Genomic DNA, 254 nt, shown 5'->3' on the forward strand with positions numbered 1-254 from the left:
GCCTGCATGAAGCCGGAATCGCTAGTAATCGCGGATCAGCATGCCGCGGTGAATACGTTCCCGGGCCTTGTACACACCGCCCGTCACACCACGAGAGTTTGTAACACCCGAAGTCGGTGGGGTAACTGGGGGCAAAACTTAGCATCTTATTATATTTAAAGGAAGCTAAGTTTTGCCCCTGGGGCCAGCCGCCTAAGGTGGGACAGATGATTGGGGTGAAGTCGTAACAAGGTAGCCGTATCGGAAGGTGCGGC

At 54.7% G+C, this 254-nt stretch carries 1 rRNA gene; it reads left to right on the forward strand.

The window, feature by feature from the left end:
* A 16S ribosomal RNA gene (locus M3182_RS25970) occupies positions 1–254 on the forward strand; the annotation flags it as partial.

This window comes from Mesobacillus maritimus, from assembly GCF_023715205.1.
In the GTDB taxonomy this organism is placed as follows: domain Bacteria; phylum Bacillota; class Bacilli; order Bacillales; family Cytobacillaceae; genus Mesobacillus_B; species Mesobacillus_B maritimus_C.